The organism is Mycobacteroides salmoniphilum (genome assembly GCF_004924335.1).
In the GTDB taxonomy this organism is placed as follows: Bacteria; Actinomycetota; Actinomycetes; order Mycobacteriales; family Mycobacteriaceae; genus Mycobacterium; species Mycobacterium salmoniphilum.
Genome location: NZ_CP024633.1, coordinates 4,205,510 through 4,231,130 on the forward strand (window position 1 = coordinate 4,205,510; position 25,621 = coordinate 4,231,130).

The 25,621-nt window shown below is 65.4% G+C and carries 25 protein-coding genes and 1 pseudogene; 12 read left to right on the forward strand and 14 right to left on the reverse strand.

The window, feature by feature from the left end; all coding sequences use genetic code 11:
* Window positions 1-19: 19 nt before the first annotated feature.
* Window positions 20-169, reverse strand: a complete 150-nt coding sequence (locus tag DSM43276_RS23645) for a TetR/AcrR family transcriptional regulator (RefSeq protein WP_157896016.1) — start codon at window positions 167-169, stop codon at window positions 20-22.
* Window positions 170-515: 346 nt separating this feature from the next.
* On the opposite strand from DSM43276_RS23645, the gene DSM43276_RS20830 reads away from it, so the two are divergent.
* Entirely contained in the window at window positions 516-1,670 is a 1,155-nt protein-coding gene (locus DSM43276_RS20830) for an FAD-binding oxidoreductase (RefSeq protein WP_078328225.1), read from the forward strand.
* Here the strand turns inward: DSM43276_RS20830 and DSM43276_RS20835 are convergent.
* From DSM43276_RS20835 to dnaK, 4 genes are read right to left on the reverse strand one after another with little or no spacing between them, the layout of a single operon-like run.
* Window positions 1,667-2,059, reverse strand: a complete 393-nt coding sequence (locus DSM43276_RS20835) for a heat shock protein transcriptional repressor HspR (RefSeq protein WP_078328226.1) — start codon at window positions 2,057-2,059, stop codon at window positions 1,667-1,669. The genes DSM43276_RS20830 and DSM43276_RS20835 overlap by 4 nt on opposite strands.
* The gene (gene dnaJ / locus DSM43276_RS20840) at window positions 2,056-3,243 is read right to left on the reverse strand and encodes a molecular chaperone DnaJ (protein WP_078326054.1); all 1,188 of its coding nucleotides are present in this window, start codon (window positions 3,241-3,243) and stop codon (window positions 2,056-2,058) included. The genes DSM43276_RS20835 and dnaJ overlap by 4 nt, the downstream gene beginning before the upstream one ends.
* 45 nt (window positions 3,244-3,288) lie before the next feature.
* Window positions 3,289-4,011 carry a nucleotide exchange factor GrpE gene (grpE, locus tag DSM43276_RS20845; protein ID WP_078328227.1) on the reverse strand — a complete coding sequence of 241 codons (723 nt, stop codon included), beginning with the start codon at window positions 4,009-4,011 and terminating at the stop codon, window positions 3,289-3,291.
* Complete coding sequence (gene dnaK / locus DSM43276_RS20850; protein ID WP_078326052.1) at window positions 4,008-5,876, reverse strand: molecular chaperone DnaK; 1,869 nt, start codon at window positions 5,874-5,876, stop codon at window positions 4,008-4,010. The genes grpE and dnaK overlap by 4 nt, the downstream gene beginning before the upstream one ends.
* 229 nt (window positions 5,877-6,105) lie before the next feature.
* On the opposite strand from dnaK, the pseudogene DSM43276_RS20855 reads away from it, so the two are divergent.
* Window positions 6,106-6,823 (forward strand): annotated as a pseudogene (locus DSM43276_RS20855) (oxygen-binding di-iron domain-containing protein).
* Window position 6,824: 1 nt separating this feature from the next.
* Here the strand turns inward: DSM43276_RS20855 and DSM43276_RS20860 are convergent.
* Together DSM43276_RS20860 and DSM43276_RS20865 are read right to left on the reverse strand one after the other, a co-directional pair.
* Complete coding sequence (locus DSM43276_RS20860; RefSeq protein ID WP_078328228.1) at window positions 6,825-7,676, reverse strand: cytochrome c biogenesis CcdA family protein; 852 nt, start codon at window positions 7,674-7,676, stop codon at window positions 6,825-6,827.
* 15 nt (window positions 7,677-7,691) lie between these two features.
* Window positions 7,692-8,183: a redoxin domain-containing protein gene (locus DSM43276_RS20865; protein WP_078328229.1), complete on the reverse strand. Its 492-nt coding sequence runs from the start codon at window positions 8,181-8,183 to the stop codon at window positions 7,692-7,694.
* Between the two features lie 139 nt (window positions 8,184-8,322).
* On the opposite strand from DSM43276_RS20865, the gene DSM43276_RS20870 reads away from it, so the two are divergent.
* Genes DSM43276_RS20870 through DSM43276_RS20880 form a run of 3 tightly spaced genes read left to right on the forward strand, consistent with a single transcriptional unit; the run spans window position 8,323 to window position 10,297 of the window.
* On the forward strand, window positions 8,323-9,258 hold the full coding sequence (locus DSM43276_RS20870) for an LLM class F420-dependent oxidoreductase (RefSeq protein WP_078328230.1): 936 nt from the start codon (window positions 8,323-8,325) through the stop codon (window positions 9,256-9,258).
* A 25-nt stretch (window positions 9,259-9,283) separates the two neighbouring features.
* The gene (locus DSM43276_RS20875) at window positions 9,284-9,763 is read left to right on the forward strand and encodes a hypothetical protein (protein ID WP_078328231.1); all 480 of its coding nucleotides are present in this window, start codon (window positions 9,284-9,286) and stop codon (window positions 9,761-9,763) included.
* A gap of 57 nt (window positions 9,764-9,820) precedes the next feature.
* On the forward strand, window positions 9,821-10,297 hold the full coding sequence (locus tag DSM43276_RS20880; RefSeq protein WP_078328232.1) for a hypothetical protein: 477 nt from the start codon (window positions 9,821-9,823) through the stop codon (window positions 10,295-10,297).
* On the opposite strand, the gene DSM43276_RS20885 is transcribed toward DSM43276_RS20880, so the two are convergent.
* The 6 genes from DSM43276_RS20885 to DSM43276_RS20910 all read right to left on the reverse strand — a co-directional run bounded on the left by DSM43276_RS20885 (window position 10,291) and on the right by DSM43276_RS20910 (window position 16,781).
* Complete coding sequence (locus DSM43276_RS20885) at window positions 10,291-10,674, reverse strand: hypothetical protein (protein ID WP_078328233.1); 384 nt, start codon at window positions 10,672-10,674, stop codon at window positions 10,291-10,293. The two genes, DSM43276_RS20880 and DSM43276_RS20885, sit on opposite strands and share 7 nt — an antisense overlap.
* A 77-nt stretch (window positions 10,675-10,751) precedes the next feature.
* The gene (locus DSM43276_RS20890; RefSeq protein ID WP_078328234.1) at window positions 10,752-11,405 is read right to left on the reverse strand and encodes a hypothetical protein; all 654 of its coding nucleotides are present in this window, start codon (window positions 11,403-11,405) and stop codon (window positions 10,752-10,754) included.
* A gap of 19 nt (window positions 11,406-11,424) precedes the next feature.
* The gene (locus tag DSM43276_RS20895; protein ID WP_078328235.1) at window positions 11,425-12,081 is read right to left on the reverse strand and encodes a hypothetical protein; all 657 of its coding nucleotides are present in this window, start codon (window positions 12,079-12,081) and stop codon (window positions 11,425-11,427) included.
* A gap of 4 nt (window positions 12,082-12,085) precedes the next feature.
* Complete coding sequence (locus DSM43276_RS20900) at window positions 12,086-13,588, reverse strand: dynamin family protein (protein ID WP_078328236.1); 1,503 nt, start codon at window positions 13,586-13,588, stop codon at window positions 12,086-12,088.
* On the reverse strand, window positions 13,585-15,444 hold the full coding sequence (locus DSM43276_RS20905; RefSeq protein ID WP_078328237.1) for a dynamin family protein: 1,860 nt from the start codon (window positions 15,442-15,444) through the stop codon (window positions 13,585-13,587). The genes DSM43276_RS20900 and DSM43276_RS20905 overlap by 4 nt, the downstream gene beginning before the upstream one ends.
* Before the next feature lie 125 nt (window positions 15,445-15,569).
* Window positions 15,570-16,781: an IniB N-terminal domain-containing protein gene (locus tag DSM43276_RS20910; protein ID WP_078328238.1), complete on the reverse strand. Its 1,212-nt coding sequence runs from the start codon at window positions 16,779-16,781 to the stop codon at window positions 15,570-15,572.
* A 341-nt stretch (window positions 16,782-17,122) separates the two neighbouring features.
* Between DSM43276_RS20910 and DSM43276_RS20915 the strand changes: the two genes are divergently transcribed.
* Genes DSM43276_RS20915 through DSM43276_RS20935 form a run of 5 tightly spaced genes read left to right on the forward strand, consistent with a single transcriptional unit; the run spans window position 17,123 to window position 20,463 of the window.
* Complete coding sequence (locus DSM43276_RS20915) at window positions 17,123-17,812, forward strand: DsbA family protein (RefSeq protein ID WP_078328239.1); 690 nt, start codon at window positions 17,123-17,125, stop codon at window positions 17,810-17,812.
* Entirely contained in the window at window positions 17,809-18,690 is an 882-nt protein-coding gene (locus DSM43276_RS20920; protein WP_078328240.1) for a cytochrome c biogenesis CcdA family protein, read from the forward strand. Before DSM43276_RS20915 ends, DSM43276_RS20920 begins: the two co-directional genes overlap by 4 nt.
* Before the next feature lie 17 nt (window positions 18,691-18,707).
* Complete coding sequence (locus DSM43276_RS20925) at window positions 18,708-19,070, forward strand: BlaI/MecI/CopY family transcriptional regulator (protein ID WP_078299665.1); 363 nt, start codon at window positions 18,708-18,710, stop codon at window positions 19,068-19,070.
* Entirely contained in the window at window positions 19,067-19,990 is a 924-nt protein-coding gene (locus tag DSM43276_RS20930; protein WP_078328241.1) for a M56 family metallopeptidase, read from the forward strand. Before DSM43276_RS20925 ends, DSM43276_RS20930 begins: the two co-directional genes overlap by 4 nt.
* Window positions 19,991-20,037: 47 nt before the next feature.
* On the forward strand, window positions 20,038-20,463 hold the full coding sequence (locus DSM43276_RS20935) for a DoxX family protein (RefSeq protein WP_078328242.1): 426 nt from the start codon (window positions 20,038-20,040) through the stop codon (window positions 20,461-20,463).
* Here the strand turns inward: DSM43276_RS20935 and DSM43276_RS20940 are convergent.
* A complete protein-coding gene (locus DSM43276_RS20940) occupies window positions 20,460-21,104 on the reverse strand; it encodes an Rv0340 family IniB-related protein (RefSeq protein ID WP_078328243.1) in 645 nt (214 codons plus the stop codon). The genes DSM43276_RS20935 and DSM43276_RS20940 overlap by 4 nt on opposite strands.
* Window positions 21,105-21,284: 180 nt before the next feature.
* Between DSM43276_RS20940 and DSM43276_RS20945 the strand changes: the two genes are divergently transcribed.
* Together DSM43276_RS20945 and iniR are read left to right on the forward strand one after the other, a co-directional pair.
* Window positions 21,285-23,132: an Hsp70 family protein gene (locus tag DSM43276_RS20945; RefSeq protein ID WP_136629140.1), complete on the forward strand. Its 1,848-nt coding sequence runs from the start codon at window positions 21,285-21,287 to the stop codon at window positions 23,130-23,132.
* 62 nt (window positions 23,133-23,194) lie between these two features.
* Complete coding sequence (iniR, locus tag DSM43276_RS20950) at window positions 23,195-25,603, forward strand: isoniazid response ATPase/transcriptional regulator IniR (protein WP_211196782.1); 2,409 nt, start codon at window positions 23,195-23,197, stop codon at window positions 25,601-25,603.
* Window positions 25,604-25,621 lie beyond the last annotated feature (18 nt).

Genomic DNA, 25,621 nt, shown 5'->3' on the forward strand with positions numbered 1-25,621 from the left:
GAGCGCCCAATTGAATCGATTAGCTAAGCAAACCTAATTCGGAAGCATCGGCCGTAAGGTGCCGGTCGACGGTCGGAGCCAAGATGGCGACCAGCTGCTCCCTGGTGAGCGCAACCAGCGGACCGATCTTGAGGGCGTATCGCAGGAGCGCCAGCACGTAGTTCTGCATGAACTCGCAAAACGCGCGATGCGCGTCGTCGTTGGTCGTTGCGGACTGCTTGCATCCGAACGGGAACCCGGAGCTGATCTAGCTCCACCCGAGGTGCCGACACGAATTTCGTGATTCCCCGTACACCTGCACCAACCGATACCGGCAAACACCACAACCGCGCACTCCACCGGTCCTGTAGTCGCAAAAGCGTGCAGAGTCGGCGATTCCCAGCACATGATTGCTGCGGTGCGGAACTGCTCTCTTTTCGATCTGACCTCACGCAGTCCCAGACGGGCCGGGAACTTCCCTCCTAGACTGGCGTCTCGGTAGGCAGGACCCCGGAAAGGTGAGGCAACGGAAGCTCGTGGGCCTTGAGGACGTCGAAGCGCTGCACGACTTGGTCGGTGGGGTCGAGCTATCGGGAGACAAACTTGTCAGAAGTTTCTATAGCCGCTGGTTCGCCACCGACCCCACCGTCGGCGATCTCTTTCCCGCCGACATGTCATCGCAACGCGCGCATTTCCGTCAGGCACTGCAGTTCGTACTCTGGGAGATGGCGGCGTACCGCACCGAAGGCCTGGTCAACTTCCTGGCCCAGTTAGGTCGCGACCATCGGAAGTTCGGGGCCACCGACAGCCAATACGGCACCATGCGCCAGGCCCTGCTCGACACCACACGCGAGGTGTTGCAACCAATTTGGGACCAGCGGATGGAGGCCACCGCCACCGAGGTCTACACGGTGATGATCGAGGTGATGCGCAGCGCCGCGGCCTCGGATAGCGGCCAGCCTTGGTGGGACGGGAAGGTCATCGAATACCACCGAACCTCAAGAGATCTCGCCTTGATCAGGCTAAAACTCAACGCGCCGATGAACTACCACTGCGGGCAGTACGTCCATGTACAGGTGCCGCAGAGTCCGCGGAACTGGCGCTATCTCAGCTTGGCTATTCCACCAGACCCCGAGGGATACATCGAATTTCACGTCAAGGCCGTACCCGGCGGACTTGTCAGCGGCGATATGGTCAACAAGACGAAGGTGGGCGACACCTGGCGGATTTCGCCGCCGCTCGGCGCACTGTCGGTGAACCGTGACGGTGGAGACGTGCTGATGGTGGCGGGCAGCACCGGTATCGCACCGCTGCGGTGCCTCATCATGGAGCTGTCCCAGTGGGCCGAGAATCCACGGGTTCACCTGTTTTATGGGGCACGCTATCCGCAGGAACTCTATGACCTGTGGACGCTGTGGCACATCGCCTCGACGAATCCGTGGCTGTCGGTCACACCAGTCACCGAGTACTCACGAAACCCGGACTGGGCCAACGAATACCACGATCCGACACCGCCCCGCGGTCTCCATGTCCGCCAGACGGGGCTGCTCTCCGAGGTAGTGACCGCCTATGGAGGTTGGGGTGATCGCCAGATTCTGCTCGGCGGCTCGGCATCGATGATCCAGGCCACCAAGGAGGCACTGGTCTCAAAGGGGGCCGATGCCTCCAGAATTCAGCACGACCCGGTCTAGCGTTGCCGACGCGGCTGCCAGACGACCACAGCCGTGCTCTTCGGAATGATCGCGACCTCGCGACCTGATGTCGCCGCGCGCAGCTGGGCTACCTCGGCCGCCAATTCGGACACCTTGGCCTGCAGGGCCTCTACCTGGTTGGCCAGTTCGATAACCCGCTTGATACCAGCGAGATTGACGCCCTCGTCCTGTGACAGGCGCTGCACTTCGCGCAGCAGATCCACATCACGCTGCGAGTAGCGCCGACCGCCACCACTCGTGCGCTCGGGGCTGACCAGCCCAAGCCGGTCGTAGGTGCGCAGCGTCTGCGCGTGCATTCCGGCAAGCTCGGCGGCCACGGAGATCAGGAAGGTGCGAGCACCCCGCTCGGGCTGGCGGCGGGACGTCATCGCGCACCCGCCCAGCCGGCCCGCGGATCGAATCCGCTCGCTTTCTCGGCCACCTGGTAACGCTGCAATGCCTCCAGGGCACTGTCTTCCAGCTTCGAGGGCACCGCGACCTTGACAGTGACCAGCAGATCGCCGTTACCGCCCGCACGCTTGGGGATACCGCGACCACGCACCCGCAGGATGCGCCCGTCGGAGGTGCCCGCAGGCACCTTCACCCCGACACGGCCTTCCAATGTGGGGACGGAAACCGTGGCACCCAAAGCCAATTCGGTGAAACTCACCGGAACGGTGAGGGTCAGATCATCCCCATCGCGGGTGAAAACCTTGTCGGGCCGCACATGCACGGTGACGTACAGGTCGCCGGAAGGAGCGCCGCGCAGACCGGCCTCACCCTGTCCGGCCAGCCGAATACGTTGTCCGTCGTCGACTCCCGGCGGAATCCGCACGGTGATGGTGCGGGTTCGGGTGGTCACCCCGGTGCCCTGGCAGTCCGTGCAGGGGTTCTCGATGATCGAGCCCGTGCCGCGGCAATCGGCGCATGGTTCGGAGAACCCGAAGGCACCCTGGTTGCGATTGATGACTCCGCTGCCGTTGCACGCGCCGCAGACCTTCGGGCTGGTGCCGGGGCGAGCACCGCTGCCGTGGCAGGTGGTGCATGGCGCCGGACTGGTGAGCCGCAGCGGAACCGACACGCCCTTGCACGCCTCGACGAAGTCGAGCTGGGTTTCGGTCTCCAGATCGTTTCCGCGGCGCGGACGACTGGCACGCGGCTGCGCACGCTGGCCGAACAGGCCACCGAACAAGTCTCCGATTCCGCCTCCACCGGAGGTGTCGGCATTGCCGAAGAGGTCATTCAGGTTGAACTCGGCGCTGTTGTTGCTGCCACCGCCAAATCCACCGCCACTGCCAAATCCGTTGTCGCCAAATCGCCGTCCGTACCCGCCACCGGCGAAGAGCCGACGGGTCTCGTCGTACTCCTTGCGCTTGGCCGTGTCCGACAGCACATCCTTGGCCTCGCTGACGGCCTTGTACCGATCTTCGGCGGCCTGGTTACCCGGGTTGCGGTCCGGGTGATTCTCGGCCAGCAGCTTGCGCGCGGCCTTCTTGATCTCGTCTTGGGTCGCGGTGGAGGAGATGCCGAGCTCCTTGTAGAAGTCTTTCTCGACCCATTCACGTTGCGTCACCCGACATCACCTCCTTCGCGTCCATCGGGTCGTGCTGTGCAGTTCTTACTCTGATTCTGTCTTGGATTGCGTTTCGGCACCCGCTGTTTCGGGCTGATCCTGCGCCGTGTCGCCGCTTTCCGGCGTGGCCGGATCTTTCGGGCTGCCGTCGGTCACCACGACCATCGCGGTCCGGAGTACCCGATCGCCCATCTGATAGCCCTTGCGCAGCACCGCGGCCAGTACGGGGTGGCCATCCTGGCCATCGTGCTGAACCGCCTCGTGTAACGAGGGATCGAAGTCGTCCCCCTCGGCACCGAATGTCACCAACCCCAGCCCTTCAAAAGCTGCGGTCAGCTTGTCCGAAACACTGCGCAGCGGACCTGATTCCAGGTCGCCATGCTCCCGAGCGCGGTCGAGGTCATCGAGCACGCCCAGCAGCTGAGTGACCACGGATGCCTTGGCCGAATCGATGACGGCCTGCCGGTCCCGTTCCACCCGCTTGCGGTAGTTGGCGAAGTCGGCGTGCGCACGCTGCAGGTCGGCCGTCAGTTCGGCCACCTTGGCATCCACATCCGATTCGCCCTCGGAGGCCGCGGCCCCGGGTGCCGAAGCACCCGGTTCCGCTGTGGCAGCCTGCTTTTCGGGGTTGGATGTCGCCGACCCCGCGGCTCCGGCCACCTTTGCCTCCTCGCGAACCGCGCCGGTGTTGGGATCGATCCGGCGCTTATCGGTAACGGTCACCGGTTCGCGTTCGTCATCCCGATCTTGCCCACCTGACGGGGTCACTTGCTGTCCTTCTCCTCGTCAACTACCTCGGCGTCCACGACATCACTGTCGGCGGAGCCTGCGCCACCTTCGGCACCGGCGCCCTCGGCCTGAGCCTTCGCGGCCGCGGATTCGTAGATGGCCTGACCCAGCGCCTGTGACTGCTCGCCGAGCTTCTCCATGGCCTCCTTGATGGCGCCGATATCGGTGCCTTCCAGTGCCTTCTTGGCATCGGCGATGGCGTCGTCGACCTTGGCGAGGGTCTCGTCGGAGACAACCTTCTCGGCGCCTTCGGCGGGCTCACGCTGCTCCTTGACGAACTTCTCCGTCTGGTAGACCAGCGACTCGGCCTGATTGCGGACGTCCGCCTCTTCGCGACGCTTCTTGTCCTCGTCGGCGTGCGCCTCGGCGTCCTTGATCATCCGGTCGATCTCCTCCTTGGAAAGGCCGGAGCCCTCCTGGATCTTGATCGTGTTCTCCTTGCCGGTGCCCTTGTCCTTCGCGGTCACGTGCACGATGCCGTTGGCATCGATGTCGAAGGTGACCTCGATCTGCGGCACACCGCGCGGGGCCGGCGGGATGCCGGTCAGCTCGAAGGAGCCCAGGAGCTTGTTGTGCGAAGCAATTTCGCGCTCACCCTGGTACACCTGGATCTGCACCGACGGCTGGTTGTCGTCCGCCGTGGTGAAGGTCTCGGACCGCTTGGTGGGGATGGTGGTGTTGCGCTCGATCAGCTTGGTCATCACGCCGCCCTTGGTCTCGATACCGAGGGACAGCGGGGTGACATCCAGCAGCAGAACGTCTTTCACCTCGCCCTTGAGCACACCGGCCTGCAGCGCGGCACCCACGGCGACAACCTCATCGGGGTTGACGCCCTTGTTGGGCTCCTTGCCGCCGGTCAGTTCCTTGACCAGATCGGTGACCGCGGGCATGCGGGTGGAACCACCCACCAGCACCACGTGGTCGATATCGGCCACGGAAACGCCCGCGTCCTTGATGACCGACTGGAACGGCTTGCGAGTGCGGTCCAGCAGATCCTGAGTGATCTTCTGGAACTCCGCACGCGTCAGCTGCTCGTCGAGGAACAACGGGTTCTTGTCCGCGTCCACCGTGATGTACGGCAGGTTGATCGAGGTGCTCTGCGAGCTGGACAGCTCAATCTTCGCCTTCTCGGCAGCCTCACGCAGACGCTGCATGGCCATCTTGTCCTTGGTCAGGTCGATACCGGCGCTGGCCTTGAACTTGTCGACGAGCCAGGTCACGATGCGCTCATCCCAGTCGTCACCACCGAGGTGGTTGTCACCGGAGGTCGCCCGCACCTCGACGACACCGTCGCCGATTTCCAGCAGCGACACGTCGAAGGTGCCACCACCGAGGTCGAAGACCAGGATGGTCTGTTCCTTCTCGCCCTTATCCAGGCCATAGGCCAGCGCGGCCGCGGTCGGCTCGTTGACGATGCGCAGCACGTTCAAACCGGCGATCTGGCCGGCTTCCTTGGTGGCCTGACGCTGGGCGTCGTTGAAGTACGCCGGCACGGTGATGACCGCGTCAACGATGTCCTCACCCAGGTACGCCTCCGCGTCGCGCTTCAGCTTCTGCAGCGTGCGGGCGCTGATCTCCTGGGGGTTGTAGTTCTTTCCGTCGATTTCAACGGACCAATCGGTGCCCATATGCCGCTTGACCGAACGAATGGTCCGGTCGACGTTAGTCACCGCCTGGTTCTTGGCAGGCTGCCCGACCAGCACCTCGCCATTGCGCGCGAACGCAACGACAGACGGGGTGGTACGAGAGCCTTCCGAGTTCGCGACAACTACCGGGTCGCCGCCTTCGAGGACGGCGACAACGGAGTTGGTGGTCCCGAGGTCGATTCCGACCGCACGAGCCATAGTTCATTCCTCCTGTTTGTTACCTCATTGCCTTCAGTGAGATCCACTCAAGTTTGCCTTGCCCAGATCTTTTCGTCAAGCCATAGTTGAGCCTACATGACTCAAGTTCGACATACAGCTCAACGGGTCACTGCGCGTATTTGTTCCCACGGCTCCGAGCTGGGGTTTTGGTCACCCCGCCGCAGCCGATTCTCTGGCCCCGCGGCATGCGCGGGCGCAGACTAAAGCCATGGACACCGCCGTCGATGAGATCGCAGAGGGGCGTCTTCCGGTTCTCGACCTGGATCCCGGATATCACCGAGCACGGCTTCACCTTCAACCAGTTTCTGCTCACCGGCGACCAACCGTTCCTCTTTCACACCGGCCAGAAATTCCTCTATCCGAACGTCTCCCAGGCCGTGTCACGCGTCATTGCGCTGGAGTCACTGCGCTGGATCTCGTTCGGTCATGTCGAGGCAGACGAATGCGGCTCGACGAACCAGTTCCTCGCCGCGGCCCCGCACGCCGAGGTCATCCATAGTCCGTTGGCATGCATGCTCTCGCTCAACGACATGTGCGACCGGCCACCCGTCGCCGTGAGTGAGGAGGCGCATGACATCGGCGGGCACCGTCTGAGGTTCCTTGCCACTCCGCATATCCCCCACAACTGGGAGGCCGGGCTCTGGTTCGACGACATCACCGCGACGCTGTTCTGCGGAGACCTGTTCACCCACACCGGGCAGGGCCCGGCGCTCACCGCATCCGACTGCGTGGCGCCGGCCCTGGCGGCCGAGGGGGTCTTCCACGCGACCGGCCTGACCACCACGCTGACGCCGACGCTTGATCAGCTCGCCGACCTCGGGCCGACCACGCTCGCCATCATGCACGGATCGTCGTACGCGGGCGACGGGGCCGCGCAGCTGCGCTCACTGCGGGACGGATACGCAGAACTCGCGGAGCGCGGGTAGCTCAGCGTCCTCTTCTGACGGCATACGAACTCAGCGCCGCGACAACCACAATCAGCGCGATGCCACCCACCAGCGGCCATATCCCGATGTCGTCGACCACACTCACCAGCCAGGTCTGCACCTCGCTCGCCGCACTGATCACCGGATCGTCGGCGCTCCCGTCGCCGAAGTTGAGCCGGATCTCGTAGTAGCCGTAATAGGTGACGTACAGGCCGGTCAGCAGCACGATCACCCCGGCGATGCGTCCCACATAGGGCAAGACCGTCCGCATCGTGGTCTGTACCGAATTTCCCAGCAACGCAACGGCTAATGCCGCGACACCGACGGTCACCGCCATACCCGCACCGTAGGCGATGAAGGCCAGCACCCCTGAGACGATGGACCCCTGTTTGAAGGTGGTGCTGATGACTGCCAGGAACGGCCCCACGGTGCAGGACAGCGATGCCACCGCGTAGGTGAGCCCATAGCCGTACATCGAGAGCAGTGAGGCTGTCGGCGTCCCGCCGGAGACCCCGGGCAGCACAACGGTGAGCTCACGCCCGGATAACAACCAGATCGACAGCGCCACAAGCGCAATACCGATTACCACAGTCGCGAAGGGCATGTACCGACCGGCCGACGCGATCACCGGCGAGATGACAAGCCCAAAAATCCCGAACACCGTCAGGAACCCAGCGGCCATCGCCACGGTCGCGGCCGCCGCCCGGGCGACCGCCGTCAGCCTCGACGTCGTGCCATCGCTACCGGCGATCACCAGTCCGAGATAACCCGGGAGAAACGCGAAGCCGCACGGATTGAGCGCGGCCACCAGCCCGGCTCCCAATGCGAAAGTGAGTGCTGCAGTATCAATCACGTCAGTACCGCAGCGTCAGCGCAGCTGCCCGATTCTCTTGTCGAGATCTGGCCCCGATAGCGGGCTCTTGACCACCTCGGCCGTGCCTTCAGATCCCAGGAACGCGAAGGCCGGCTGGTGGGTGACGTCGTACAGTGCCCACACCTTGGCGTCGGTGTCTGCCAGCTGAACAAAGGTGAGGCCGTACTTGGTCACGAAATCGCGCATCGCGGACACCTGGTCTTGGGCGGCCACTCCCACAAAGGTGACATCCGGATGCGCGATGGCTGCCTTCTGTAGATCGGGGGCTTCCTTCTGACACGTCGGGCACCATGGCGCCCAGAACCACAGCACCGCCTTCTTTCCGGTAAGGCTGCTGCCGGCGAAGTCGGCCCCGTCGATGGTCTTGGCATTGAAGTTCAGCAATCGCGAGGATGGGGCCTGCGAGCTACCGGAGGACGTCTCATTTTTCTCGGCTCCGGAACAGCCGGCCAGCCCCACACCTAGAGCCAGAGCCAATACGGCCATGGCCGAAAACGCAACGCGTGATATCACTTTCCCTCTTCTCACCGCATACTCGTCAACTCACGCAGATCCTGTCCACCACCGTAACGATCCGTGCAAGTCGCCGGCGCCCGGGGATGGGACCTTACGTACGCTGGCGGTCATGGACTTCCGGGTATTCGTTGAACCGCAGCAGGGCGCCACCTACTCCGATCAGCTGCGCGTGGCACAAGCCGCCGAACAGCTGGGGTTCACCGCGTTCTTCCGGTCCGATCACTACCTGGCGATGGGCGGTGCCGACGGGCTGCCCGGCCCCACCGACGCCTGGGTGACACTCGGGGCCATCGCCCGGGAGACGACCGCCGTCCGGCTGGGCACCCTGGTCACGTCGGCCACCTTCCGGCATCCCGGACCACTAGCCATCACGGTCGCGCAGGTCGACGAGATGAGTAGCGGCAGAGTCGATTTAGGTCTTGGTGCGGGGTGGTTCAGCGAGGAGCACGAGGCGTACGCGATTCCCTTCCCGCCGTTGGGTGAACGGTTTGACCGCCTCGAAGAACAGCTCGACATTCTCACCGGACTGTGGACCACCCCCACCGGCGACACCTACTCCTATACCGGCAAGCACTACACGGTGACCGACTCCCCCGCGCTGCCCAAGCCCGTGCAGGAGCCGCATCCACCCATCGTCATCGGCGGTCTCGGCGTCAAACGCACTCCGGCTCTCGCCGCTCGATTCGCCGCCGAGTTCAACCTGCCATTTCAACCCGTCGACGTCATCACCGATCGGTACGCACGCGTGGCACAGGCGGTGGAAGCCGCTGGACGGCCAGCGGATTCGATGATCTACTCGGCGGCCTTCGCGGTCTGCATCGGCGATACAGATGCCGATGTCGCCCGCCGCGCGGCGAACGCGCGCCGCGAGGTGGACGAGATCACCGAGAACAGTCCCCTCGCGGGCACGCCCGACGCAGTGGTGGACAAGCTGGGCGCCTACGTGGACGCCGGTGTCCAGCGGGTCTATGTCCAGCTGCTGGATATGCAGGATCTTGATCAACTGGAGTTCTTCGCCTCCACGGTGATCACGCAATTCGGCTGACTTTCTGGGTTAGGCTCCGCACCTGATGAGTGAGCACCAGACACCGAACGCTCCCGATGACGACGAGAGCTACTTCTCGGGGTTGATCGAGGAGAGCGAGAAGCCGACACCCTGGTACCGGACCGGACCGGCAATCGTGGGCACCATTGCCGCGATCATTGCCATCGTCGCGGTGCTCATGACGATCGTGTTGTCCACGGATAAGCGTGTGGTCAACGACAACACGCCGTTGACGTCGACACCGAGCACCACCACCACCACAGAGCCTTCACCTGAATCGTCGTCGACCACCACCGCGACCACGACCACGACCACGACCATCGAATCGACGCAAGAGCCGGTGCCGCCCGCGCCGACCTCCGAGCCGACGTACTACGACACTCCGACCTCGACGACGTACCAGTGGCAGGCACCCGCGATCCCCTCACCGCCAGCTATTCCGCCGATTCCGCAGATCCCACAAATCCCGCCTATTCCACAGATCCCGCAAATCCCGGGCCTCTAAGGGAGTTGGGTTACGCTCCGGATCATGTCCTACCCGGAGCCGCCAGAAGACCCGACGATGTACAACGAGCAGTACCACGATCAGGGACCTGATGGGCCCAACCCCTGGTACAAGCAGCCGGCCGTGCTCATTGCCCTGGCAGGAGCGGCGGTGGCGGTCATTGCGGTGATCATCGCCTTCGTGATTACCCGAAGCGACAAGCCTGCCCCCGCCGGGAGCACCACCTCGGTGACATCCTCGACGCCCAGCAGTTCGGCACCGGCCAACTCCGGCGGCCACGAGGGACATGGCGGCTCCGGTAGCACCACCGGCGGCAACTCCACGGTGACCGAGACCGTCTCCGAATCGCCGAGTCAGAGCGCCGAAACGACGACCACTGCGCCGACGACCACGACCACGGATACGACAACCACCACGACCACTCAGCCGACGACTACCACGACGACGGCCCCGCCGACCACCACGACCGGACGCTCAGTGGTGATCCCGATTCCCGGCGGCGGCAACGTCCAGGTGCCTGTTGGCGGTCAGTGAGCCATCCGGATTCCCGGCGGACCTGTGACGCCCTGACGGGTCCTGCCGGGTTTTTCGGGGGAAGCCTCGTTCCATAGGTGACCTGCCGCGCATAGCGCAATCACGAACGACAGCACACCGATCGGAATAGCCCAGATGCGCCGCGTATCGAGCTTGGCCGCGCACTGGTCGTGGTAATTCGTCGACTGGTTCGCGGCGGAACTGATCTTGTCCAGCTCCGCCGAGCGGGTAAGTCGGGGGCCAACTGGCATACCGCAGGTCACCGACTGCGATCCGCCGCCCGTATCGACCTGAATCGACACCGGTGTCAACAACACAGCCATCGCAATGATCGTCGCGATACCGCATACGCCTGAAAGGACTCCGCGTCCGTGCATACCCCGGACGCTACGCCGTCAAGGGCACGCGTTGATGGTGATTCGGTATCCGAAGCGACAAAAATTGAACGCAAATTTCAGCAGGCGGTGCTCTTGGCGGTCCGGCAGATCGGTGCTGCCACATTTCGCAGAACCTGCTGGTCGTCGGCGTCTACCCAGGGCGAACCGACGGCACCGGTGATGGCGTTTGTCACGGTCAGTTCGGCCACCGTCCCGGTGCCCGGCGGCTCCACGACGTATAGCCGGTACTGAGGTTGCTTGCCGCCCTGCGCCGGCAGGCTCACGGTGGCCGCATGCCCGTTGGGTAGGTCGGCCACCGTGACCTGAGCACCGATGGCGTTGAAGCAATGATCCAGCCTGGCGCGTAGGGACCGATAGACGGTCGAGGCGTACTGATCGGTCACCGAGGTGTCGCCGGGCCAGTGCGCGATCACCTGCACCGCCGTCCACCCGGACTCGTCCGAGCTCACCGACGACGACGCCGATTCGGGCGATTGCGGCAGACTCTCTCCCAGCGAGAAGCAGATATTCGCCGACCAGAAGGCCGGGCGGTCGACCGAGGTTGCGTTGCGCGCCAAGGGAGCCCAGTGTGAGACGTGGTCCATGGGAATGTCCCGCGGGTTGGTCCACACGGTGTCGGGCAAGGGCTTTGGATCCGCCGCCGCCGGAACCGCATTCCCCACGCAGGCAATCACGGCCATCGCCGAAACTGCCCGCAGCCACCCGCGCATCGTCACACGAAATCCCGCCTTAGCAGGAGCCCTTGCACAACGGCTGGGCGAGCGCACGCAAGACCGTCGCATCATCGACGGGCTTCCACGGCGAGGGCTCGCGGCCCGTGCGGGGCACCGTGACCGCAAGCTCCGAAACGGTGCCCGACTCCGGCGGAACCACGTTGTAGATGTGCACCTCGCTGGTGGGGTTGTCGCGCTCCTTGCCTACCAGCAGAGTCGCCGCAAAGCCGTACCACGAAGGCGCAGGGCGCAAGTCGACGCTGATGACGTCACCGACTCCCGGGCAGTAGTTGAGCTGAGACCGAATAGCGCTCTGGAAGGCCGAGGCTCCATCGGTGTTTCCTTCGGGCCACTGCCCCGCCGCCTGCACCACGGACGCCGCGGTGCCGGACGCGGCCTGCGTGGCAATGGCTGAGGCCGGCGGCAGCACGTCCGCCGACGTGGTGCCACAGAGCCGCATGCTGAGGAAGGAAGCCCGGCCCGTTGCGGTCGGGTTGGCCGCTGACCAGTGGTATTCGCCGTTCATGGGAATCTCGCCGGGGCTGATCCACACACTGGCGGGCACGGGCCTGGATGCGGGCCCGGCCGGATTAGGGGTGGGATCGGCCGCTGCCGTCGCCGTGCTGAATCCGGCCGCGAGGACCCCGGTCGCGGCCAACAGACGCATCATCATGTGCTCAGTATGCCGGGCGCTCGTGCGTAGACAACTGGGTGAGTATGCCTTCGGCACTGCGGACCGCGGCCAAACACAGCCGGCTGGTGAACGGATCATTGAGCGGATACGCGGCCCGCGCCCGCCAGCGTCCCACCGCATCGAGGGCCGCACGCCGCGGATCCGGGCGCGTCTCGTCCAGACCCAATCGGGCAGCGGCATCCGTGCCGGACGCCCCCAGCAGCCTGCGAATGAGCACCGTCTCGTGTTCGGTGAGCGTGGTGGTCCGCGAGGAGAGCTCCGCCAGCAGCCGCAGCTCGTCGAAGGCGTGCGTGTCGGCGAGCAGCGGATCGATGTCCTCGATGACCTGGCGCCCGCCCTGGACCGGATGAGCGGTCAGTACCTGTCGAGCCGACAGCAGTGCGGTATGCGACTTGAGGATGCCCGCGCGCTGACCGAACCGATTCGCGATGATGTTGTACAGCTCCACCAGGCCGCTACGTTCGAGAAGTTCCTCGGCCAGCCCGGTCGCGGTGATCTCGGACGCGCCTCCGACCCGAATGACAGCCACCGCGATCCGGATACCGAACATGCCAAACCGATGCAGCAGCGCGGCCCGCGTCTGCGCATCGACCGGCAGTGAATCATCTTCACGCACAAACCTGTCCACCGACAGGAGGGCCTTGGCCAGCATCTGCGGATCCACTTCGGCCAGCTTCTGCAGCGCGAGGAACTCCGCCTGTCGCAGGGTGCGCGCGGTCAGCGCCAGCAGTCCCGCAACCGGCACAACGGCCTGACAGATCCCGGTGCGTTCCATCTCTCCGGCGAACCGGGCGGCCACCTCGCGCGCGGACAACATCGCATCGAGCCGCCCTACCCCAATCTCGTCGGCCCGCGAAACCACGCCGACCACCCCGACAGCTCCCCCACGCTCTCCACCGACCAGCTTGCCGATCTGGGTCAGCAGCCCGATATCGGCGGCGTTCAGGCTGCGCAGCAGAAAGATCACCGCATCGACCCGTGGCACACCGTCTTCGGGTACCAACAGCGCCAGGCTGCGTTCGGAGACATCGGTGGACAGCGACGATGTCCCCGGGGTGTCGATGAGAGTTATCTCATTCAATTCCGGTGCGGGCCAATGGACATCAAGGTCGGCCACCGAGGCCGGGTCGAGCCGGTCAAGCACGAAGGAAAGGCCCCCATCACGACGAATCGGAATGTCCTGGCGTGCGCCGCTGAACAGATTGGCAGTGACCTGCGGGACGGCGCCGTGGCGAAACCACGCCACGATTCGGGTGGCCTCCGTGGCATCCGTGGGTGCGATGTCTTCTCCGACAAGCGCATTGACCAGCGTAGATTTACCGGCGTTGAGGGTTCCCGCGATGGCGACCCGGAGCGGCTCGTCGAGCCTGGCCGCGATGCGCTTGAGTTCCTCATGCGGCTCGGCCACCCGCGCGTACCGCGGATCGCCCTGATAGGCGCGCATCGCGTCACCGATGATGACGCGAGCCAGATCAATGCTGCTCATGTGGACGGCCGCAGCCCTTCCAGTCCCTCAAGATGGGTACTGACCTGGCGAAGGATATGCAACTGGCGCTCCACCTCGCGGGTGCGTGCATCGCGATCCTCTGCTTCCAGCCGTGCCGACGCGATGGCCGCCTGCAGCGACTCGTTGAGCGAGCGCGTGGTCTGATTGGCTATGTCGCGGAAGTGATCCCGAAGCTGGCGCTGTACCAGTCGCAGCCGGTCCCGCGACTCCTTGAGCACCACAAAGGACACGTCATCGAGGAAACGGCGGACGTTGGTCTTGGCCTCGCCCCGGATGCGCAGCATCCGATTCTCCATGTCCTCGGTGTAGGTCTTCTTTCCCAGCATCGCGCCGGCGCCCAGCGAGATCAGGTTGAACATCCCGAGCCCGGCGACGGTGGTCAGCATGCCGAACATGATGACGCCGCCGTAGGACCCGCGCAGTCCGGTGACCGCCTTGTGTCCCAATTTGATCGGCTTGGCCTCCAGTTTCGACAGCGACTTCAGATCGCTGAGATCGGCGCCCATCTCACTGGCACGCAGGCGTGGCATTTTCACCGAGTCCAGGCCGGCGGAGGCGAAGGTCTCGGCCACCTGGGCAGCCAGGTGCGTCGCCCGCTGATGCGCCCAGACGAAATTGTTTCCCACCGAATTGGCCACGGCCTGCTCAAGTTTTGCGCCGACCTCCGCCCAGTTCTTGGTGGGGTCGGTGCGGTCGATAACCTCTTCTGTCCGCTGCAGGATGCGCCGGAATCGGGATTGCAGATCATGCTCGATATCGGTCGACACGTCGGTGATGCCATCACCGAGAACCTGCTGCCACAGCGCGGTATGGGCCAGCGCTTCCTCGGCTTCGCGCTTGCGCCGTTCCAGATCCGAGGTGAGCTCATCGCGGCTTTGGGGATCCTGCAATGCGCTGAGTTCGGCATCCAGGGTGAGCGTGAGATGCTCGGACGCCGAACCGATCTCAGCTACGGCCTGCTGCCGCGTGTTGGCTTGCTGATCGGCGATGGCATTGCTGAGGAAGGTCACCAACGCGGGGAAGTTCGACTCCGCGTTGAGCTCCTTGTCGTTGAGCTGCAACGCATGCGAGCGCAGCGCCGACGACACGGCGATGGCGGGCACGGTGATCTTGGCGCGCTGCAGATGTGCGGAGTTGGCGGCCACCACTGCCCGCCAGTGGGGGTACAGGTCGGCCTTGGTGTTGACGATCGCCGCGACAGGGCACAGGTCGAGCGCCTGCTGGATGAAGACCAGTTCGGGTTCGGTGAACTCAGAACTGAGGTCGCTGACCATGAGCATGACGTCGGCGTCGGGCAACAGCCCCAGTGTGCTCGACAGATGCGGCTGACCGAAACCGCCAACCCCGGGTGTATCCACCAGGCACAGACCACTTTTGAGCATCGGGCTGGCAACTTTGACTTCCACCCGCAGCACCTCACGGCCCTGGGCCTGCGGTGCTCGCTTGAGATCCTTGCCGATATCGGCGACCGGAATCGGGATGATCTCGGGCTCGCCGGCAAGCCCACCCCCGTCGTACTGTTCGGCGGGCGCCACCACCAGGGCGGCCGAGGGCTGCTCACCGTAGCCGATAACGGTTGTCACCGAGGTGGTTTCGTCATCACCCACCCGCGCTACCGGCATGTTGAGCAGCGAGTTCACCAGCTGACTCTTGCCCTGCTTGAGCTGACCGGCCACCACGACGCGCAGCGGACGGTCCACGAGAAGTTGGTCTACCCGGTCCAAGCGGTCGATCAGGTCCCCCCGATCGTTCTCGCCCGCGATCTTGCGCACATGCCCCAACAGCTCATTGACGAGCGCAAGCTGCTGCTGGCCATCCTGTGCGGTGTCAGACACGGCTCCCTAACCCTTCTCGCTCGAAATTCCTCATTACTGTGCCACTTCATCAGGCCGGCACCGTTTGATCCGGCAGCCATGCGGATGCCCCGCACCTCAGCGGTGCGGGGCATCGCGCCCGGGGATCAGTGGTGCTCGGTTCCCGGCAGGGCGGTGTGGTCGGTGGCCGACGCGTGACCCTGGGCCTGCGCCTGGGCCTCGAATCCGGTACCGGCCGCGCCATGCGAGCCCATCGAGGAGTTGAACGACTCGTTCATTGAGGAGCTGTGCGACGCGTTGAGCGGGCTGCTCAGCGAATCGTTGATGGCGCTGCTGTGCGAGGTGCCCACCGCGGTGCTGCTGGATGCGGAGTGCGAGGTGTTCAGCGAATCGTTGATCGCGTTGGTGTGCGAGTTGCTCAACGACGTGCCGGTGTGCGCCTGGTTGTTGGACGCGATATCGGTGTTCACCTTGTTGTGCGACGCGATATCGGTGCTGGTGCTCGTCTGGTTGTGCGAACCGATATCCGTCTGCGTCTTCACCTGGTTGTGCGAGGCGATATCGGTGTGGGTGGTGTTACCCGAGCCGATGTTCGTCGAGCGATCGGTGTTGAACGAATCGTTGATGTTGGTGGTGTTGCGCTGTGAGTGATCGTCGACGACGGTCACGCTCTTGTCGATGCCGGCCGAGCCGTGCCCGCTGACGTTGGTGTAGTCGCCGCCGACCCGGGTGTCGCTCTGGTCCACGTTGACCTTGCCGCCGTGGTCGGCGTTGATGATGTTGCTGTCGCGCACATCACCGTTGACCGCGGTGGAGCCCTTGCCGGAGGCGATGGGACCGGAGTTGCTTCCGCCCACGGCCACCGCACCGTCGCCGATGGCGTTGGTGTCGCGGTTACCGAACTGCAGATCGCCGAAGTTCAGGTCCAGCAGCGGTCCGCGGTTGAAGCTGTCCACGTTCCCGCTCGGGCTCATGACCTGGTTACCGCTCGCGATGGGGTTGTGGCTCGCGAACTCGGTGTCGTTGTGGCTCATGAAGTCGTTGTTGCGGGGGCTGAAGTTGTCCCGGGGGCTCAGCAGTGACGGCGACAGGATGCTCGGGGCATCGGGCTGCGCGGCGTAGTAGTTCTGCAGGTTGCCCGACAGGTCGTTCATCGGGCTGCCGGTGTTGACCCACTGCGACTGGTAGCCGTAGTTGGAGGCCACCGACTCGGCGACGACCGGCATGACCGCACCCACCTGCGCGGCGGTGACGGCCGACAGCCCGGCGTTGGCCAAAGAGGTCTGCGGGTCGGCGACGTAGCTTGCAGCCTGCACCGGGTCACGGAAGAGGTTGAGGATGAAGTCGATGATGGACATTGGGTCTCCTTGGGGGATCGGAGTCAACCGGGTCTGTCCGGTCGAACTGAATACAAACCTACGAACCTGCACGTGCCCTGAAAACGGGAGAACTTCCCCTTCTCCGCAGATCCCCCATGGGGGTCCGCGACCCTCCCCATTAGGGGATTAGGGGGTACCTAGGGGCACGATGCGCCGGCCGTCCATCACCCACGATCACCCACTTCTCGCTGCCAAAAACTAGGGCGACGTAACGCCCTGAACAGCAGAGACGGCGTAATTACGCACCAAGCTAGCAAGTACCTACTATCTTTCCTAGTAGTTAATTACTAAGTTGGTTAGTAGATCGAAAGAGGGAAATAGTGCGGCGAAGCGAAACCCGTCAGCGTGATATCTGGATCGCCGGGATCTTGGGCGTGGTGATCATCGTGCTGGTCACGTACCTGTTCTTCGATCTGAGCAGCAAGAGCACCGCATCGATCAACTCGCCCGCGGCCACCGGCCACCACAACAGCATGGCTCGGCTGCACGCGAATGATCCGATGGCACTCGGCCCCGTCGATGCCCCGGTAGTGCTGGTCATCTATTCGGATTACCGCTGCCCCTTCTGTGCGAAATTCAGCCGGGACACCGAACCGCAACTCGTCGAGCGCTACGTCAACACCGGGAAACTGCGGATCGAATGGCGCGATCTCCCGATCTTCGGCGCGCAATCGGTGCAGGCCGCCAAGGCCGGTCGGGCAGCAGCTGAACAAGGCAGGTTCTGGGAGTTCAACCGGGTCGTATTTCGGCACGCACCGGATCGCGGCCATGCCGAGCTGACCGACGAGGTCCTCCTCGAGCGGGCTCGCGAAGCGGGAGTCCCGGATCTGGCCCGCTTCCAGGCAGCGCTCGCGAGCGATCGGCTGCTGCCTGCCGTACAACAAGATATTCAGGAAGCAGTCGCGATCGGTGCGGCCTCTACGCCCGTGTTCGTGATCAACGACAGGCCCGTGGTCGGTGCCCAGCCGTTGGACGTCTTCGTATCCGTCATCGAGCAGGCGCAGCGGTGATCGATGTCGGAGTCCTCGGCGCCCTGCTCGGTGGGGTTCTGACCTTGGTCAGCCCATGCTCAGCGATGCTCCTGCCGTCGTTCTTCGCATACTCCTTCGACAGGGCCGGCCTGCTTCTGCGCAGGACCGGGCTCTTCTACCTGGGCATGCTGACCGTGCTGGTGCCATTGGGTGCGGGAGTGGGCGCGATCGGCGCGCTGCTGACCGAATACCGCGCCCAGGTGACAACGGCGGGAGGCCTGCTGATGATCGTGCTCGGCGTGGCGATCATCGCCGGGTTCGGCTTCCGCATCGGCCCGGCAGCGCGTGCGGCGGCTCGCCTCGACCTGTCTTCGGGCCTGTCAGTCCTGATGCTCGGCACCGTGTACGCGCTCGCGGGATTCTGCTCCGGGCCGATACTCGGGAGCGTGTTGACGGTGGCCGCCATCGGCTCCAGCCCGGTCTATGGCGCTCTGCTGATGGCGCTGTACTCACTGGGAATGGCGGCGCCCTTGTTCGTACTGGCATTCGCCTGGGGGCGGTTGGGGCTGTCGCACCGACGCTGGGTCCGGGGACGCGAGATCCGGATCGGACGGTTCCGGACCCACTCCACCAACCTCGTCTCCGGCGGGATGTTCCTCGTGATCGGGGTATTTTTCGTGGCCACCGACGGGACGGCCGCACTGGGCGGGATCACCGGCAGCGATACTCAGTTCGACATGCAGGCGCGGCTGCAAGATCTCACCTCCCACCTGCCGAACGCGGCCGTGGCGCTCGGGATCGCGTGTATCGCATTCGTGGTAGTCCTGATGCGCCTGCTGCATCCCCGCGCCACTGCGGCGAGCGGCACCCGAAAGCGAAGTGGCAGAACGAGAGAGGACGCCGATGACCGCGGCTAGACAGAAGGAGACTGCGCGTGCGTGACCTGTTCGGCCTCGGTGAGCGGGAGGCGACGATCATGGAGGTGCTGTGGTCCGTGGCCGAGCCAGTGACTGTCCGTGATGTCCTGGATCGGCTGGATCGCCCCTTGGCCTACACAACAGTCATGACGGTCCTCGACAATCTCCACAACAAAGGGCACGTCACGCGCGAGAAGGTGGGGCGGGCGTTCCGCTACCGAGCGGCCGAAACGCGCGAAGCCGCGGCAGCGCGGATGGTCCGGGAGGTCTTGGCCGCCAGCGGCGATGCGGAAGGGGTGCTCCTGCACTTCGCCGGATCTGCCTCCCCGGAGGAATCCACGGTGCTGCGCAGGATCCTCCGCCGAGGTGGCCTGACATGACCGTCGCCCTGGTGTTGATGACAAGTGCCGCCCTCATTGGTGTCGCCGGACCGGCATGTCTGCGACCGACCGTGCGTCCCACGTTGCTGCCCGCCGCCGCGCTGGCGGCATGGCTCGGAGCCCTGATGGCCTTCCTGGTGCTCACGGCGTTGTCCGCGACGTTGCTGCTCTTTCCTCACGTACTGGACACCCGCGGTGTCACGACGCTGGTGGGCGGATGCCTGAGCGGAACCATCCCGCACTCATCTTTCGGAACCCTTGTTCAGCTTGGGATCTCGCTGCTGCCGCTGACCATCCTGGCTCGGATCGCGTTCGTGGCAATGCGCAGCCTGCGCTCCGCGCGCCGGCTGCGCGCCCGTCACTTCTGGATGCTGCGGGCGGCAACGTATCGCTCCGGACAAGTCCATTGGATCGACGATCCCCGGCCGATCGCCTACAGCCTCGGTGGCGCTCGGCCAGCGGTGGTAGCCACGCATGGCATCCGCCGCCTCGGCGAAAAACAGTGCGCGGCAGTGATCGAGCACGAGTTGGCCCACATTCGCGGCAGGCACCACGTGGCGGTACTGTGCGCCGATATCGCCGCGGCGGCACTTCCGATGCTGCCGTTGATGCGCCGTGCGCCAGAAATGGTGAGGCTGATGGTGGAGCTGGCGGCCGACGATGCGGCGGCGCGGGCTCACGGGCCACGTACTGTGCACGCCGCACTGCTGGCAATGAGCACGTCAGGTGTGGCGGTGCTTGGTGCGCTGAACATGTCCAGCGAATCGGTGGCGGTGCGGCTCATCTGGCTGCGGGCCCAGGGACCCACCGGCCGCGCATCGATAGGGCGGGGCCGACTAAAGCTCGGCTTCGCATTACTTCCGACGGCTCTCACGGGCGCGGTACTGGTGGCGCTGTTCAGGGCGTATTGCACCTTCTGACATCCAGCGACGCCGCACCACGCCTATCGAACCAACGAGGAGAATTCATGAACGCTCGGCGTGCTGGTCAGATCGCGCGATGGGTCATTCCCACGGGCGCCCGCCTGGTGTTCGGGGTCATCTTCCTGTTGGAGGGAACTCAGAAGATCTTCGGCTGGTGGAGCGGATCACCCACCGGTTCCGGACATCCCGAGCCGTTCCTCAACTGGCCGTACTGGTGGGCGGGCGTGTTCGAGCTGATACTCGGCGTCCTGCTGACGGTGGGACTGTGGACACGAGTGTCCGCGGTCCTCGCGGCGGGAATGATGGCCTACGCATACTTCTTCGAACACCTGCCGGTGCATTGGGAACCTATGCAAAACGGCGGAGCCTTCGCGGCCACGCTCTGCTGGGGGTTCCTGCTTCTGGCGCTCACGGCAGATGACGCCCGGCTATCGCTCGACCGCGTGCTCGCACGCCGCGCTCGGCGCTAGAACTGGTCGATTCCGGGATCGTGATCGATGCCGGGGTGATGCCCAGGATCTCCATGATCGAAGAACGGATCCTGCAGACCCGCATCGCCGGAACCTCCGGCCCCCATGTCGGACCCGAAATGCGCAGGCTCGAACCCCGATGCGTCCAATCCCGACGGGGCCGCGTGCAACGGAGCCTGGAACTGGTCGATCGCGGCGACCGCACTGTCGGCCGATGGACTGAATTGGTCGGGGACGGTGATCGCGTCCTGACGAACGGCCAGATCCGATACCGCACTGGTGGCGGCATGCAGACCCGCATCCAGGCTCGGGTCATGCGTCGGCGCGGTGAACGGTGAATCGAACGCCTGGAAGGCACTGGTCGCGGCACCACTCGCCCAGATGTTGTCGGCTGGAATCGCCGTATGCACCGCGTGCGTCAGATCCGCCGCCGCCGGGTTCGCGGCGAACTGCGAGGCCTGTGTTCCCAGGGCGGCCGGTATCGACTCGCTGACCACCGGGATCAGCGCGGAGACATCCGCGGGCTGGACTCCGTCCAGGTGCGCATCGGCAATGACCTGTTCGGGATTGGCCGCGTATTGCGCGGCCATGTCCTGGTCACGGACCAGCGCCATGACGAAATCCAACAGGTTATTGCCCATGTCTGCGATGGTAGGAGCCACCCTGAGCCCCGGCTACGGGGCGCGTCCCGTTTCCCACCGGCACCCATTGGGGGACGCGCGTTAGGGGATGTGTCGTCATTAGGGGGTGTGACGACCGTCATCCCCTACTGTTGGGCTGCGGGGTGAAACACCACAGCGCCGCAAAACGAACGGATAGGTATGGCCAACGCACTGGGACTGTCGATCGGCGCCACTCAACTGGTCGCGACACCCGACGACCCACAGAGCCAACCCGTCGTACGCAGTTCGATCCTCACCCTGCATGAGGACGGTCCGCCCGAGGTTGGGGTACCCAGCCATCCAGGGTTGACGCTCACCGGATTCGTCGGCAGGGTCGGCGACCCCGTGGGCATCGTGGCCGCGGACGGATCGGTTCACCGGGCCGAATGGGCACTCACCGAGGCGATGCGCGTCTTGATCGCCGACGCGGCCTCCGCTGCCGAGTTCACCGCGCCTCCGGTGCTGTCCGCGTCGATCCCCGCCCATTGGAGCCCGCAGACCGTCAGCACGCTGCGGGACGCCATCGACCGCGTTCCCGCCCTTGCTCCGGGCGGGCGGCAGCTGACGTTGATCCCCGATGCGCGCGCCGCCCTCGAATCACTGGCCGCCGGACCCGGGGTGCCCGACCGTGGCGTCGTGGTGGTGTGCGATCTCGGCGGCTCGGGCAGCAGCATCACCCTCGCCGACGCGGCGCGCGGATTCCAGCAGATCGGGCAGACCGTCCGATTCGCCGAATTCTCCGGCCAGCAGATCGACCAGATGCTGCTGACGCAGGTGCTCACCGGTCTGAATCAGGATCCGGAGGGCACCACGTCGGTGGGCGCACTGACGAGGCTGCGCGAGCAGTGCCGTCTGGCCAAGGAGCGGCTCTCCGGCGAGACCGCGACCACGGTGCCGGTCGAGCTTCCCGGGATCACCACGGATGTCCGGCTCACTCGCACCGAGCTTGAGGACCATCTGCGTGGACCGTTGTCCAACCTGATCAATGCCATTCAGGACACCGTGGAGCGCAACGGAATTCATCCGGCGAACATCAACGCCGTCGCCTCGGTGGGCGGTGGTGCGAGCATTCCCCTTGTCACCCAACAGCTTTCCGAGCGGATGCGGGTGCCGGTCATCACCGGGCCCCAGCCACAGCTTGCGGCCGCGCGCGGGGTGGCCCTACTTGCCACCCGGCCTGACCTGCCCCCGCAGGACGCCACCGCGATGCGGCCGGTCGAGCAACCGCCGGGCGATGCCACCATGATGCGCCCGGCGCCAACCGGCACCGGAACCTTCGCCGCCCCGGTGGCCGCTGCCGCGGCCGCCAACGACGCGCCAGAATTGGCTTGGTCTCAAGATGATTCGGCTCCCGACCTCGCGCCGCTGCAAGAGACTGGCTACCAGAGCGGGTACGACACCGGATACACCGTCGACCTCGACGACGAGTACCACGGCCCCATCGAACCCACTACCGCCCGCCCCGAGCTTCAGTTCAGCCACGAGCCGTATGCGGCCAATGACGACTACGACGACTATCCGCCGCTGCCGTGGTATCGCCGGCCGCTGGTGTGGTTCATCGCGGCGGCCGCCGTGGCGGGCATCGCCTTCACCGGAATGATGGTGTCCCTGACCAGCAGTGAATCGCCTGCCCCCGCCCCGACGACACCCAGCGTGAGCGTGGTGCCGAGCACCGGTGACGCCCCGGCCGAGCCACCGCCATCGCCGGAACCCCCGCCACCCCCGCAGACCCACACCGTGACGCAGTCGGTGCAACCGCCGCCGCCATCGCCTGAGCCTCCGCCGCCGCCACCGCCCACCACGACGACGACCACGACGACGACACCGCCGACCACCACGACAACGACCACCACAACAACCACGACGACCACAACCACCACGACACCGCCGACGACGACCACCACCCCGCCGACGACCACGACAACGCAGCCCGTCTCCACGTCGACACCCCGACCGGCGATCACCATTCCGGGCCTGCCCCCGATCCCGATCGGTCCGCGCAACTGAACGCCCCTCGGGACAACGGGACATCCGGGACATTCGAAGGAATCGCCTCGGCGATAACGACTATCACGCAGGCGTTATCCGCTGGCGGCGCCGTGAAGGTGCTCATCAGCGGCACGGCGGGCAGCGGCAAATCGTCGATCCTGTCTCGGGTTCGGGATGTCTTGAGCAACAACGGTTCAGCGCCGGTCAACCATGTCCCCGAGACGGCGCCCGGCGGGAAAGTCGGCCCATTCGTCATCGACGATGCCCACTGTCTGACCGACCGCCAGCTCGACACCCTGCGCGCTGTCGTGGAGAACGATCCGGGGGCCATCGTGGTCGTGGCCGCGACACCCCGACGCAATCCGGCCCTGCGCGCCCTCTTTCAGGCTCTGGAGCGCGAGTCGCCCTCCATCACGCTAGATCCCGTCAACACGGGTGATATCACCCGGCTTTCACCTCGCTCAGCCGCTCATGCCGAGGAGATCGCCGCCGCCTCCGGCGGTGTGCTGGCGCTGACCGCAGCAGCCATCGATCATCTGAGCGGGGCAGATCCACTCGAATCGGCACTGCGCGCGATCGATACCCGCATTGACGAACACCTGCGCCGCCTATCGACGCCGGCTCAGGCCGCCGTGCTGCTGATGTCCCTGGACGCCGGCATCGGAGCCTCCGATATCGCTGCGGCGCTTACACTTTCCGATGCCGAAGATCTTCTCGACGAGGCACTGACGAGCGGATTGGTTCCCGGCCCCGGTCAGATCGCGTTCGCGTCGAGAGTGCACGGGTGCTCCGCGCGACTACTCGGAGCTGCACGGCACCTCGATCTTGAGCGATCGCTGTTGCGCACACAGCTCGATATCGGTTCGGTGTCCGCCGACTTGGCCCTGGCCCTGGTAGCGCACGGACTGCGCGACACGGCGATCGCCGGCCTGTTATCAGACTGGGCGGCAACCGAATCCGACCCCTTCAGCGCCGCCGACCTGTACCGGGCTGCCCTGACAGCAGGCGCCGATCCGGGCCCGCTCAGGGTGCCGTTGGCCGAGTCCCTGGCTCGCGCGGGTGACCTGGCCGCGGCCGCCGCCCAGGCCGACCAGGTGCTCACCGCCACCGACCCGGGACATCGCGCGGCAGCCGTGCGCATCGCGGCGGCCATCGCCTGCCATAACGGAGACTCCGGTCAGGCCGCGGCCTTATACGACTGGCTGGGTTCGGATCTGGACAGCCAGACGGCCCTGTCCGCGGCGCCCGTTTTCGTCGGCATCGGCCAGTTGGCGAGTGCGCGGAAAATTTTGGAAGACAACGTAGGAGCTCCACCAACGACATCGGCCACCGCGACACGAAACGCCGCGTTGGGGGTCATCGCCGCTGCCGAGGACCGGAGCCAGGAGGCACTGTCCCTGCTGGGACAGGCCGTCACGCAACAGCCATCGACGTCTTCCTTCGCCCCGGACAGCACCGTGGCGCTCGCGGCATTGACCATGCTGCACGGCGGCGACACGGCACGGGCCCGCAGCATTCTCACCGGAGCGATTCGCACCGACCTGCCGCATGACGTCTTCGCGGTGCGGCATCGGCTGCTCGCCGCCTGGATCGCGATGTTGTCCGGCGACCTGGGCGCAGCCACCCAATGGCTGCCCGGGGCCGATGCCGAACTCTCCCGCCGCGACCGCCTGTTCGCCGCATCGCTACGGACGGGCATCGCCCGCCGTCACGGCGACACCGGTCCGCTGCGTCAGCACTGGCAGGCCTCCATGGATGCCTTGTCGGCGTATTCGATCGACCTCTATACGCTGCTGCCCGTTGGTGAGCTCTGGGTGGCCGCGGCGCGGCTACGCACCCTGGACGCGATGGCACACCATGTCGACCGCGCCTTCGCGGTGCTGGCGCAGCTCGGCGATCCCATCGCCTGGTCCGCGCCACTGCGGTGGGCAGGGGTGCACGCGGCGATCCTGACCAATTCCCCCGAGAGCCTCGCTCCGCACGGGCAGGCGCTTGCCGCGGCCGCGGGATCCAGCCCGTACGCGCGCACGCTGGCGACCGCCGGGCGTACCTGGCTGCGCGTGCTCGCCCATCAGGTGGACGGCGCAGAGGTGGACACCGCCGCGCGGATGCTGGCCGATGCCGGTCTGGGCTGGGATGCCACCCGGTTGGCCAGCCAGGCCGCGCTGCATGCGAACGACCCTAAGGTGGCCGCCGCAATGCTCGCGCTGGCCCGCGATCTCCGGGCACCGTCGGCCGCGACCGACAGCCCCGACGGGACTGCCCCGCCCTCCTCGGCTTCACATTCGCCGACATCGACGCGTCTTTCCGATCGCGAGCGCGAGGTTGCCGAGCTGCTGCTCCGCGGCCTTCCCTATCGCGATATCGGTGCGCAACTGTTCATTTCAGCGAAGACGGTCGAGCATCACGTCGCCCGCATTCGACGTCGGCTCGGCGCCGAATCGCGCTCCGACATGTTCTCGATGCTGCGCGCAATTCTGGCGACATAAGTGCGAGAAAGTTCACCC